General features: G+C 75.4%; 11 protein-coding genes and 1 pseudogene. 7 read left to right on the top strand and 5 right to left on the bottom strand.

Annotated features, from left to right (window positions below; translation table 11 throughout):
- Window positions 1–34: 34 nt before the first annotated feature.
- Entirely contained in the window at window positions 35–703 is a 669-nt protein-coding gene (locus ACZ4WV_RS21740; RefSeq protein WP_465749093.1) for a phosphatase PAP2 family protein, read from the bottom strand.
- Window positions 703–1,368, bottom strand: coding sequence for a DedA family protein (locus tag ACZ4WV_RS21735; protein ID WP_465749091.1), 666 nt, complete (start codon window positions 1,366–1,368; stop codon window positions 703–705). The genes ACZ4WV_RS21740 and ACZ4WV_RS21735 overlap by 1 nt, the downstream gene beginning before the upstream one ends.
- Before the next feature lie 114 nt (window positions 1,369–1,482).
- On the opposite strand from ACZ4WV_RS21735, the gene ACZ4WV_RS21730 reads away from it, so the two are divergent.
- The 3 genes from ACZ4WV_RS21730 (at window position 1,483) to ACZ4WV_RS21720 (ending at window position 4,749) form a co-directional block, all read left to right on the top strand.
- Entirely contained in the window at window positions 1,483–1,890 is a 408-nt protein-coding gene (locus ACZ4WV_RS21730) for a BlaI/MecI/CopY family transcriptional regulator (protein WP_465749089.1), read from the top strand.
- Window positions 1,887–3,104 (top strand): M48 family metalloprotease, encoded by a 1,218-nt coding sequence (locus ACZ4WV_RS21725; RefSeq protein ID WP_465749087.1) that lies wholly within the window; start codon window positions 1,887–1,889, stop codon window positions 3,102–3,104. The genes ACZ4WV_RS21730 and ACZ4WV_RS21725 overlap by 4 nt, the downstream gene beginning before the upstream one ends.
- A gap of 136 nt (window positions 3,105–3,240) precedes the next feature.
- Window positions 3,241–4,749, top strand: a complete 1,509-nt coding sequence (locus tag ACZ4WV_RS21720) for a GAF domain-containing protein (RefSeq protein WP_465749085.1) — start codon at window positions 3,241–3,243, stop codon at window positions 4,747–4,749.
- Here the strand turns inward: ACZ4WV_RS21720 and ACZ4WV_RS21715 are convergent.
- Entirely contained in the window at window positions 4,668–5,168 is a 501-nt protein-coding gene (locus tag ACZ4WV_RS21715; protein ID WP_465749083.1) for an SsgA family sporulation/cell division regulator, read from the bottom strand. The two genes, ACZ4WV_RS21720 and ACZ4WV_RS21715, sit on opposite strands and share 82 nt — an antisense overlap.
- A gap of 331 nt (window positions 5,169–5,499) precedes the next feature.
- Here ACZ4WV_RS21715 and ACZ4WV_RS21710 point away from each other — a divergent pair, with 331 nt between their 5' ends.
- The 4 genes and pseudogenes from ACZ4WV_RS21710 to ACZ4WV_RS21695 all read left to right on the top strand — a co-directional run bounded on the left by ACZ4WV_RS21710 (window position 5,500) and on the right by ACZ4WV_RS21695 (window position 10,022).
- On the top strand, window positions 5,500–6,792 hold the full coding sequence (locus tag ACZ4WV_RS21710; protein WP_465749081.1) for a hypothetical protein: 1,293 nt from the start codon (window positions 5,500–5,502) through the stop codon (window positions 6,790–6,792).
- Window positions 6,793–7,062: 270 nt separating this feature from the next.
- Window positions 7,063–8,358 (top strand): TerD family protein, encoded by a 1,296-nt coding sequence (locus ACZ4WV_RS21705; protein ID WP_465749215.1) that lies wholly within the window; start codon window positions 7,063–7,065, stop codon window positions 8,356–8,358.
- Window positions 8,359–8,482: 124 nt separating this feature from the next.
- Entirely contained in the window at window positions 8,483–9,448 is a 966-nt protein-coding gene (locus tag ACZ4WV_RS21700; RefSeq protein WP_465749079.1) for an SGNH/GDSL hydrolase family protein, read from the top strand.
- A gap of 92 nt (window positions 9,449–9,540) precedes the next feature.
- Window positions 9,541–10,022: pseudogene (locus tag ACZ4WV_RS21695) on the top strand (GNAT family N-acetyltransferase).
- 6 nt (window positions 10,023–10,028) lie between these two features.
- Here the strand turns inward: ACZ4WV_RS21695 and ACZ4WV_RS21690 are convergent.
- Both ACZ4WV_RS21690 and ACZ4WV_RS21685 read right to left on the bottom strand, forming a co-directional pair.
- Window positions 10,029–10,721: an RraA family protein gene (locus ACZ4WV_RS21690; protein WP_465749077.1), complete on the bottom strand. Its 693-nt coding sequence runs from the start codon at window positions 10,719–10,721 to the stop codon at window positions 10,029–10,031.
- Window positions 10,722–10,956: 235 nt separating this feature from the next.
- Window positions 10,957–11,886 carry a proline dehydrogenase family protein gene (locus tag ACZ4WV_RS21685; protein WP_465749075.1) on the bottom strand — a complete coding sequence of 310 codons (930 nt, stop codon included), beginning with the start codon at window positions 11,884–11,886 and terminating at the stop codon, window positions 10,957–10,959.
- Window positions 11,887–12,046: the final 160 nt, after the last annotated feature.

Raw genomic sequence — 12,046 nt, 5'->3', positions numbered from 1 at the left:
CCGGCGACGAAATGTCAGTGCTGCCGACGAAATGTCAGTGCTGCCGCGTGCCGTACGGCTCGTACCCGCGGGTCGCGACGGGCATCGCACCGGCGCCCAGCAGCGGGCGCAGCGCGCTCGCGCGCATCTTGTCCACCAGCGGCCCGCAGCGTCCGGCCACCGGCGCCAGGACGAGCGCGACCAGGGTGCCGACCAGCGCGCCGACCGCCACGTCGTGCGGGTAGTGCACGCCGACCCAGACCCGGGAGGCGGCCATCAGCGCGGCGAAGACGGTGGCGACGGCGCCGAGTCGCCGGCTGACGAACCAGAGGGCGATCGCGGCGGCGAAGGCGATCACCGAGTGGTTGCTCGGGAAGGACCAGTCGCCGGTGCCCGGGCAGGTTTCCAGCGAGACGCTGCCGCGAATCTGGGCGCAGGGCCGGAGTTCGTCGACGGCGCTCTTCAGCACGGAGTTGAGGCCGTAGGCGATGACCACGATCACCGGCGAGGCCAGCACCCTGGCCATCGTCGCGGAGTCGGCGCCGCGCGCCCGCCACCAGGCGTAGAGCATGAAGACCGCGAACAGTCCGAGGCCGATCGCCGACCAGACCTTGATCAGGTCGTTCAGCCAGTGCGGCGCCGACTGCGCCCACCCGTTGACCCGGGTGTACAGGCTGCCGTCGATGCCGCTGCCGTCGTAGACGGCCAGGGCCCGTGGGGACATCACACGTCACCTCCGTGACGGCGCGCCTTACGGGCGCGGAACAGTTCGAGAAGAATGGGGAGCACGGAGACAACTACTACCAGACCGATGATCGGCAGCAGATATCGGTCGATGCCGGGTACGGAGGACCCGAGCCCGTACCCGGCCAGCACGACCCCGACGGTCCACACCGCACCGCCGGTCACCTGCCAGAGGGTAAACGAGCGGACGGGTACGTCGAGCACGCCGCAGAGCGGATTCAGCACCGTTCGGACCACCGGGATGAACCTGGCCAGCACGATCGCCTTGCCGTGCCCGTACCGGGCCAGCAGCCGCTCGGCCCGTTCGACGCCGTCGAGCAGGCTCTTCCGCCGGGTGCGGCGCAGCAGGGCCCGGCCGCCGCGCCGGCCGATCAGGTAGCCGACCTGGGCACCGACCAGCGCCCCGACGAGGGCGGCGGGCAGCACCTGCCACAGGTGCAGGTGCGGGCCTTGGACGGCGCCGGGCACGCAGAGCAGGCCGGCGGTGAACAGCAGCGAGTCGCCGGGCAGGAAGAAGCCGACCAGCAGGCCGGTCTCGGCGAACAGCACCACGGCGATGCCGAGTGCGCCGAAGGCGGCGAGCAGCGAGGACGCGTCCAGCGGGTTCACCGCCAGGTGAGCCGCGTCGACGGGGAACTGGAGCAAGGCCGGCGGACCTCCCGTACGTTGGAGGGCGGTCCGCAGCGGGACCCGCCCGATCGTCTACAGTGACGTAGACGGTCTACACGACTGTAGACGATTGCTGGAGGAAGCGCCGCCATGTCCGACCTACCGTCCGCCCGCCGGCCCGCCGGGGAGCTGGAGGCCGAGGTGCTGGCCGCCCTCTGGTCGGCCCGGCAGCCGATGACGCCGCAGGACGTCCAGACGGCGCTCGGCGGGGACCTCGCCCGCACCACCATCGCGACGATCCTGGCCCGGCTGCACGACAAGGGGACGGTCGAGCGCACCCGCGCGGGCCGCGCCTACGCCTACACCCCGACCGTCCAGGACACCGCGGGCCTCGCCGCCCGCCGGATGCACACCGAGCTCGGCCGCGAGGCCGACCGCTCCACCGTGCTCGCCCGCTTCGTCTCCGACCTCTCCGCCGAGGACGAGCGACTGCTGCGCGAGCTGCTCGGCGACGGCGAGCCCGGATCCGCGGGCAGGGCGGGGGCCGGCACGCCGTGATCCTCGCCGTCTGGGCCCCGCTGCTGCTGCCCTTCCTGGCCGTCCCGCTGGCCCGCCGCCTCGCCGACGCCCTGGCGCCCCGGCCCGCCGCCTGGCTGCTGGCCGGCACCGCCGCCGTCCTGGCCGGAGGCACCCTGTGCTCGCTCGGCCTGCTCGCCGCCGCCGGGGTGCTCCAGCTGCCGCCGGTCGCCGCCCTCGGCCACCTCTCGCTGCCCTGGCTCACCGCCGTCGCGCCGGACGCCCGGCTGGTGGCCGCCGCGGCCGGCCTGGCGCTCGCCACGCTCGCCGCACTGGCGGTGCGCACCGCGTGGCACCGCCGGCTGGACCTCCGGACCGCCCGGGCCGCCCTCCCCGCCGACCCGGCCCCGTCCCACGACCGGCACCGCGCCGACGACCACCGCCCCACCGCCAGCCGACACCCCGCCGACGACCGACACCGCGCCAGGCCTCCCGCCGCCGATGCCGCGGACGCCGCCGACGCCGCCGACGCCGCCGACGACCAGCATCCGGACATGCGCCCCCGGCGCGCCCCGATGCGCCGAGCGCGCGCCGCACAATGGCCGCTGCCCGGCGGCCGGAGCCCGCTCACCGCTCTGCTGCCCCCGCCCGGCCACCACCCGCTGACAGTGCTGGACGACGAAAGCGCCGACGCCTTCGCCCTGCCCGGCCGTCTGCGCCGCCCCGGGCGCCCGGCCGAACCCGGCCGGATCGTGGTCACCGCCGGCATGCTGCGGGCCCTCAGCGGCCCCGAGCGCGCCGCACTGCTCGCCCACGAACGCGCCCACCTGACCGCCCGCCACCACGTCTTCCTCGCTCTCGCCCAGCACGCCGCCCAGGTCCACCCGGCGCTCCGCCCCCTGCGCACGCCCCTCGGGTACCACCTGGAGCGCTGGGCCGACGAGGTGGCAGCGGCCCGGATCGGCGACCGCGCCGTGACCGCCCGCGCGGTCGGCCGGGCCGCCCTCGCCGCGAACCGGTCGCCCTGGCCCGCCCGGCCCCGGCTGATCGCCGCAGCCCACGCCGGGCCCGTCCCGCGCCGGGTCGCCGCGCTGCTCCGGCCCGGGCCGGCCACCACCTCCGGCACCCGGTCGCGGGTCGTCGCCCTGGCCCTGGCCGCCTGTCTGGCGCTGACCACCGGCGCCGCCCTGGAGGCCACCGCCGACCTGCACCGCACCGTCGAGGCCGCCCAGCACGAACCCGGCGTGCAACGCTGAACCGCCCCGCGCGGTTTTCGTACCGACCGGTATGCCGAGTTGGCATACCCCATGCCCACCGGCCCACCGCACCCGTACGCTTTCGTCAGCGCGTCGACCCCGACGCGTCCTCGAACGGCGGCGAGGAGCAACGCGAGTGCGGCAGACCGGACGGCAGTCCCGACGACCAGAGCGCCGCACCCCGCCGACCGCGGCGGAGCTGGCCAGGGTCCACGAGCGTGCCCTCGCCGACACCGCCGCCCGCGAACTGCCCCTGCGGGAGGGCGGCGGGCCCGGCCCGATCGGTCCCCGCCCCGAGATCGGCGACTCCTGGGCCCGGCTGCAACGCCTCGGCCTCGACCCCGACGCCGGCGCCGCCACCGTGCTGCTCGGCCCCGCCGAACTGGAGCAGCGCCGCCGGGCCAGCGGACTGGACACCGTCCTGCCGGTGCTGCGCGAAACCCTGCTCGGGGCGGCCGACCCGGCCCCGCTGATCCTCGCCGTCGCCGACGCCGAGGGCCACGTGCTGTGGCAGGACGGCGAGCGCGGGCTGCGCCGCAGCGCCGACCGGATCGGCTTCGTCACCGGCGCCCGCTGGATCGAGGAGAGCGTCGGCACCAACGGCATCGCCGTCGCGCTGCGCGCCCAGCGCCCGATGCACGTCCACTCGGCCGAGCACTACCTGCGCAGCCACCACACCTGGACCTGCGTGGCCGCGCCTGTGCACGACCCGGCCACCGGCCGGCTGGTCGGCGCGATCAACCTCAGCGGCCCGGCGCACACCGTCCGCCCGTTCCTGCTCCAGCTCACCGCCACCGCCGCCCGGCTCGCGGAGACCGAGCTGCGCGCCCACCGGCTGGAGGCGCTCAACCAGCTGCGCAGCCTGGCCGCCCCGCTGCTCGCCCGGGTCGGCGGCCCGGCCCTGGTGGTGGACGCGGCCGGCTGGACCGCCGCCGCGGCCGGGCTGCCGCCACCCAGCCGGGTGCGGGTGCCCAGCGAGGGCTGGGCCCCGGCGACCGTGCAGTGGGTACCCGGACTCGGCGAGTGCGCGCTGGAACCGCTCGCGGGCGGCTGGCTGGTGCGCCCGGTCCGCCCGCCCGAGGCGGACGGCTCCGGCACGGTCACCGCCGAACGGGCCGAGGGCGCCCGGCTCCGGCTCGACCTGCGCCGCCCGGACCGCGCCGAACTGTCCGTACGGGGCGCGGCCGACAGCTGGTCACATCCGGTGAGCCCGCGCCACGCCGAACTGCTGCTCCTGCTGGCCACCTCGCGCGAGGGCAGCACCGCCGCCCAGCTCGCCGGGGCGCTGTTCGGCGACGCGGGGCGGACGGTGACGGTCCGGGCCGAACTGTCCCGGCTGCGCCGCTACCTGGGCGGGCTACTGGCCCACCGGCCGTACCGGTTCGCCGACTCGGTGCTGGTCACCGTGGACGGCCCGGAGGACCCGTACGACCTGCTGCCCACCTCCACCGCCCCGGCGGTCCGTCGGCTGCGGGCCGAACTCGCGGCGGGCACGGCACGGCTGCCGGGCGCCGCGGCGCCGCTCCCGTCCCAGCGCTCCGCGGGGCGCGGTGCGGGCCGCGCTCAGCCGCCCGCTAGCAGCGCGGCCAGCTGGTCGTCGGTCGGGCCGCACTCCCGCTCCTGCTCGGCGGAGACCAGCGCGTAGGTGCGGTCCAGCCAGTCCTGGACCCGGGGCTTGGAGGCCTCCAACAGGGCGCTGCCGTGCGGGGATTCGAGCGCCAGGTGCAAGGTCGAGCCGTGGCACGGGCAGTAGGCCGGCCACAGCTTGACGTCGCCCTGGCCGCTCAGCGAGCGCAGGCCGTCGCGCAGCAGGTCGCGGGAGAACACCCAGTCCGCCTCGTCCGGCCGCCCCTGGTGGAAGGTCAGCAGCACCTCGTACGGGCGCGAGGCGTCGAAGCGGAACCGGGTGCGCACCTCGCCGACCACTTCCTCGCCCAACGAGATCCGCAGCGTCAGCACCTCCTCCACCGCCGCCGGAGCGGCGGTGGAACCGCCCCCATCGCCGCCCGTGGGGGTGGCGGCGAGGGGGGCACTGGAGGCTGCGGACAGCGGGTCGGGCGACATGACGGTCTCTCCGGGAACGGCGCGGGATGCGATCAGCCTGCGCCACCGGCGTCCGGTCGGGCAAGGGTTGCAAGGGGGTTGCAATAACCCCCGTCCGGCCCGGACACCCCTTACTCAACGCTGTCAGACGGATCGTCAACTTCAGCGCTTGGAACGGCTGTCCACGGAATGGATGGTTCCTGTCCGCGATTCGACCGCCCGCTGGTACGCTCTCCCCCTCCCGATGCGGGCGGCGGCGGAACCGGTGCGAACCGGTCGGATCCGGGCCCAGCGGCACGTGCGTGGGAGAATACGGCCGACGCGACGGCGACTTCGGGGAGGAGGGGTCCGGTTGGCTGCGCGCGAGGACACCGCGCGGGACGTGCGGCACGAGCCCGAACGGCACGGACGGCACGGCCGGCCGCGCCCCTTCGGCGGCCGGTTCCGGTTGCCCACCCTGCGCTTCTCCGGCGCCGCGATGGCGATGTCCACCGTCGTGGGCATCAGCATCGCCACCACGCTCCTGCTCAACGAACAGCAGGGCATCGGCCGTCGGGCCGGCGTGGCCCGGGTCGGCACCACACCGCCGCCCACCCCCGGCACCACCGACCAGGCCGAGGCGGCCGCCGAACGGACGCCGACCAGCCCCGCGCCCTCCGACCGCCCGCACGGCGCCAAGCCCACCGGGCGCCCCTCGGCGCACCCGTCCGCTCCCTCCGCGAACGCCGCCACCGCACCCTCGGCCAAGCTCCCGGCAGGCACGTCCACCCCGGTCGAGCCCACGACCGGCGGGCAGGCCTCGGCCGGGCACGAGCCCCGTTCCACCGCCGGCGGCCCCGCCGCGGACACCGGAACAGGCACCGGAGCGGACACCGGAGCGGGGGCGGCCGCCGCGGCCGGGCCGTCGCCCTCGGCGCAGCCGCCGAAGTCCTCGGACGGCCCGGCGGGCGGCGCGCAGGCGGGCGCCGCCCAGTCGCCACACGTGCCCGGACTGCGGCCGGTCACCCCCGGCCCGTCCGCCCAGCCCGCTCCGGACAGCCCGCTGCCGCCAGGCGCCGCCGCGCGCCCGGGCGACCTCGGCGACGTGGGCGCCGCCGCCGTCGGGAGCGCCCACGAGGGCACCTCCCCGGACCCCGGCATCCCCGGCACCCCCGCCCCCATCGGCCTCACTGTCCCCACCGGCCCCACCGACGCGGTGGCGGACCAGGCCCTGACCGGCACCGGTCGGCTCACCCCGCTCGGACGCGACGGCCTCCGGCACGCACTCGAGCTCGCCGTGTCCGAGCCGGTCACCGCCCTGCAGGCCGAATTCCGCTTCCCGCCGGGCGAGTTGGCCCCCGGCAGCGGCACCGTCTGGACCGACCTGCCGGGCGCCGCGGTGACCGTCCAGCAGGAGCGCGGCGCCCTGGTCTACCGCTTCACCACCCCACCCGGGACGGACGTCCAGCCCGGCCGCTTCGGCTTCGTCGTCCACGGCACCCGCCCGGCCGAACCGGTCGGACCGGCGCGCACGTCGGCCCCGGCGGAGAGCTGGAACGCCGCCGCCTTCGGCATCGACCACCCCCGGGCGGTCGCCGCGCTCGGCGGCTTCGGCCCGCCGCTGCCGCTGCCCGCCGCCCAGCCGCAGGCTCACGCACGCCGCTGACCTCCCGCCGTCCGCCGCCCGCCCAGGCACCGGGCGACCGGCCGGCGGCCGACCAGGCATCGCCCGACCAGGCAGCGTACGTCCGCCCGCTGACCCACCGTCGGACCGCCCCGGACACCCCACGACCGGACAGCTCGGCACCCCCACCGGGCTCGTCCCCGCGCCCGCGTTCGTTACTGTGTGCAGCACCCGGCCCGGCGGCCAAACCGGTCCCACCGGCCCCGGCCAGGCCGTCGTTCCGCACCCGAGGAGGAGTCCGTGTCCACCGTCCTGACCCAAGGCGGCAACGCACCGCTGACCGCCGCGCGGGTGACCGTAGAGGTCACCGCGCCCAAGGCGCTGGACGTCTCCGGCCTGCTGCTGACCGACGCCGGCAAGGTCCGGTCGGACGCCGACTTCGTCTTCTTCAACGCCCCGAACGGACCCGGCGTCACCCTCCGCCCGGCCGCCGCCGGAGCGCCGGACGCGATCACCGTCGACACCCCGGCCGTCCCCGCCGACATCAGCAAGATCGTGGTCACCGCGAGCCCGGCCGACCAGACCTCCACCTTCGCCGGGATGGAGCCCACCGCGACCGTCCGCGACGCCGACACGGGCGCCGTCCTGGCCACCTTCACCCCGCCCCGGCTGGGCCTGGAGACCGCGCTGATCGTGGTCGAGGTCTACCGGCGCGGCGGGGCCTGGAAGGTGCGCGCGGTCGGCCAGGGCTACGCCGACGGCCTCGCGGGCATCGCCACCGACTTCGGCGTCAGCGTGGACGACTCCCCCGCACCCGCACCCGCACCCGCAAGCCAGACCCCGGCCCCGCCGAGCGCACCGACCGTCCAGATCAGCTCCCCGGCCGCACCGTCGCTGCCGCCCGTCCCGCCGGTCCCGCCCGCGGCCCCCGTCCCGCCGGTCGACCCGCGGATCGCCCTGGCCACCGCCCCGCCCGTCCCCCCGGCGCCGCCCGCGCCGCCCGCAGCGCCGCCGACCCCGGCCGACCGCCCCAAGGTCACCCTGGACAAGGGCCGCGTCAACCTGGTCAAGGGCAGCTCCGTCTCCCTGGTGAAGAACGGCCGCCCCTTCCTCTCCTCCGTCCGGATGGCCCTCGGCTGGAAGTCCGCCGCCCGCGGTCGCGACATCGACCTGGACGCCTCCTGCCTGGCCTTCGACGCCCAGCGCAAGCGGCTGGAGACGGCCTGGTTCATGAAGCTGAGCATCTTCGACGGCGCGATCGCCCACTCCGGCGACAACCTGGTCGGCGGCGAGGGCGGCGACGACGAGGCGATCACCGTCCACCTGGAGGGCCTCCCGGCCGAGGTCCACGCGCTGGTCTTCGTGGTCAACTCCTTCTCCGGCCAGAAGTTCACCGAGGTGCGGGACGCCTACTGCCGCCTGGTGGACGCCCGGAGCGACGAGGAGCTGGTCCGCTTCGACCTCACCCACTCCGAGCCGCACACCGGCGTGGTGATGTGCAAGCTGGTCCGCCGCCCCGCCGGCGAGTGGGAGATGACGGCGCTCGGCGAGTACGTCGACGGCAAGACCGCCCGGGCGATGATCGAGCCCTCCGCCGCGCTGATCTAGCGGGCAACGCCACGGGTGCGGCGTCGGTTCACCCCTCTGACGCATCAAGTCGTGCACGGATCGACTCGATTGATTCTCAGGGGGGTGGAACCCCACTCTCCCCTCCACCCGCTGAGGAGAGACCGTGCCACGCTTCCTGTCCCACCTCGCCGTCGCCGGCACCGCCGTCGCACTCGCCGCCGGTCTGATCACCCCCACTGCCTCCCAGGCCGCCACCAAGCCCGTCACCCACGCCGGCACGCTGAAGTGGGCCGCCCTCGGCGACTCCTACACCGCGGGCGTGATCGAGGCCACCGGCGAGCCGACCGCGCCCGAGGACGGCTGCGCCCGCACCACCGGGTCCTACCCCGAACTGCTCCGGCGAGACCTCGGCTCCCTGGTCAGCCTGCACAACGCCAGTTGCAGCGGCACCACCACCCGGGACGTGTCCGCGAACAAGCACAGCCCGGCCGGCCGGCCGCTCCCGCCGCTCGGTACCGACCCCAACGCCCCCTACCCGGCCGTCGCGCCACAGGTCGACGCGGTCGACCCGGACACCGACGTGGTCACCGTCGGAGTCGGCGGCAACGACCTGGACTTCGCCGGGATCCTCAAGGACTGCGTCATGCTGGGCGTCACCAGCCTCAACCGGGGCACGCCCTGCAAGGACAAGCACGACGCCCGGATGCCCGGCCTGCTCGCCGGACTGCGCACCGACTACTCGGCCATGCTCGGCACGCTGCGGACGAAGGCCCCGACGGCCCGGATCGTCTCCGTCGGCTACCCGCACCTCGTCCCCGAGAACGCCGCCCTCTGCACCTACGGCGACCTGCTGCAGTTCTCCACCGTCACCACCGGCGACCTCGCCTGGATCCGCACCGCCGTCGTGGAGCCGCTCAACGCGGTCATCGCGCAGGAGACCACCGCCCGGGGCGGCACCTTCGTGGACCTCTACGCCGACTCCACCGGACACAGCATCTGCGACGCCGACCACTGGCTGGACGGGCTGCTGACCAGCATCCGTCCGCTCAGCTACGGCCTGGTGCACCCCAACGCCCGGGGCCAGGCCTTCGCTGCCGCCCGGGTCAGATCCGCCGTCCTCGGCGGCTGACCGGACGCCCCACGCGGGCTGACCGGGCGCCCCACGGCGGCGGGGCGGAAAACCGGTGGCCCGCCGGCCCGTCCCGCGATCATCCTGTGCGGATGCCCATGCGCGAAGCCACCCCCGAGGACTGGCTCTGGCCGTTCTTCCGCTCCGTCGTCGCCGCCGGCGAGACCTTCCCTACCCCCTCGACATGGACTCGGAGACGGGCCGGAAGTGGTGGATGCACTCCGCCCCCGACCGCACGGTCGTCGCGGTGGACGCCGCGGGGCGGGTCGTCGGCACCGCCACCATGAACCGCAACCGCCCCGGCAACGGCTCGCACGTGGCCAGCGCCAGCTACCTGGTCGACCCGGCGCACCACGGCCGGGGCATCGGGCGGGCCCTGGTCGAGGACAGCCTCGACTGGGCCCGCCGGGCCGGCTACCGCGCCATGCAGTTCAACGCGGTCGTCGCCAACAACCACCACGCCGTGGCGCTCTACCGGTCCCTCGGCTTCGAGATCGTCGGCACCGTCCCGGAGGCCTTCCACCACCCGGTCGACGGCTACGTCGGCCTGCACGTCATGTACCGCCGGCTGTAAGGCGCGTCACTCCTCGATCGCCCCGCCGACCCGCCGCAGGTGCTGCCGGAAGCTGTACGACGGGTCGGCGGCGCGCCGCTCCAGGTAGTCGTCGAAGGCGGTCTGCCGGCGCAGCGTGTCCCCGGCGGTGATCCGCTCGGCCTGCGCCCGCTCGGTCCGGGCGATGCCCTCGGCCGCCTCCAGCACCTCCCCGACCCGCCAGGCCGGTACGAACACCACGCCGTCCCCGTCCGCGAACACCACGTCGTCGGTGCCCACCAGGTGCGGCCCGACCCGCGCCGACACCAGCGCCTCCGGCTCCCGCCCGTCCAGGCGCATCGGCCCCAGCGGCAGCGCCCCGTAGCTGAACACCGGCAGCCCGATCTCCAGCAGCTCCCGGGTGTCCCGGTGCAGCCCCCACACCACGATCCCGGCCACCCCGGCGGCCCGAGCCTCCAGCACGGCGAGGTCCCCGATGCAGGCCTCGTCCGTCCGTCCGCCGTTGTCGATCACCAGCACGTCCCCGTCCCGCGCCGCCCCGTACGCCTCCAGGAAGACGTCCACACTCCCGTAGTGCCGCACCGGCAGCACCCGCCCCGCCACCCGCGCCCCGGGCACCACCGCGCCGATCCCCACCGGCGCCGCCCGCAGCCCCACCCCGACCCGCACGCACGCATCCGCCACCACCGCCGTGGACAGCCCCGCGAACTCCTTCAGCATCCCCAACTCCTTCCACCGAGACCCCAGTTGACCAGCACCGGAATCCTAGCCGAGCCCTGGACTCCACACCGCGAGGAGTGCACAGAGGTTCACTTGGCGGCGTTCGGCGAGTCTCTCGTTCTCCCCGCTCCCTTCGATTTCGACTTGGACACCAAGGACTTCCGGCAGGAACGGCGAAACGGCCCGCACCCCCTCCCACACAGGGGGTGCGAGCCGTTCCGGCGTGCGGAGCGCGCTAGTTGCGGGTGGCCATGGCGCGCAGGAAGAAGGTGAGGTTGGCCGGGCGCTCGGCGAGGCGGCGCATGAAGTAGCCGTACCACTCCTGGCCGTACGGGAGGTAGACCCGCACGGTGTTGCCCTCGCCGGCGAGGCGCAGCTGCTCCTCGGGGCGGATGCCGTACAGCATCTGGTACTCGAAGGAGTCCCGGTTGCGGTTGTTCCACTGGGCCAGCTGGCCCGCGATCTTGATCATGTTGGGGTCGTGCGAGGCGATCATCGGGTAGCCCTCGCCGGCCATCAGGATCTTCAGCGCGCGGACGTACGCGAGGTCGACCTCCTGCTTGCCCTGGAAGGCGACCGACTCCGGCTCCTTGTAGGCGCCCTTGCACAGCCGCACGCGCGAGCCCGCGCCGGAGAACTCGCGGCAGTCGGCCTCGGTGCGGCGCAGGTAGGCCTGGAGCACGACGCCCAGCCAGGGGAAGTCCGTCCGCAGCTCGCGCGCGATGGCGAGGGTGGAGTCGGTGGTGGTGTGGTCCTCCATGTCGAGGGTCACCGTGGTGCCGGCGTCGGCGGCGGCCTCGCAGATGCGGCGGGCGTTCTCCAGCGCGATCTTCTCGCCGTCCACCGGGAGGAACTGGCCGACGGCCGACAGCTTGACGGACACCTCGGCACCGGCCGCGAGTCCCGTCTCCTTGAGGGCCTTGAGCAGGTGCTCGTAGGCCTCGGCGGTGCCGGCGGCCTGGGCGGCGTCCTGGGTGTCCTCGCCGAGGTGGTCCAGGGTGACCTTGCGGCCGGTGGCGACCAGGTCGTCGCAGGCGGTGACGGCGTCGTCGAGGGCCTCACCGGCGACGAAGCGCTCGACTATCGCGTGGGTCGGGGGGAACTTCTCGACCACGGTGCGGACCTGCGGGGACCGTGAGGCCGCGAGAAGGACGGAACGGAGCATCGTGACTCCTGGAGCTGGTGTTTCCAAGGGTGGCAGAAGGGGGGCCGGGGGGGGGGGGGGGGGGGGGGGCCGCTCCCCGGGGGGGGGGGGGGGGGGGAGGGTGGGGGGGGGGTGGGGGAGGGGGGGGGGGGGGCGGGGGGGAGAGGGGGGAGGGGGGCCG

It is taken from the genome of Kitasatospora sp. NPDC029312 (assembly GCF_055569215.1).
This window is presented reverse-complemented; position numbering and strand designations above follow the sequence as displayed.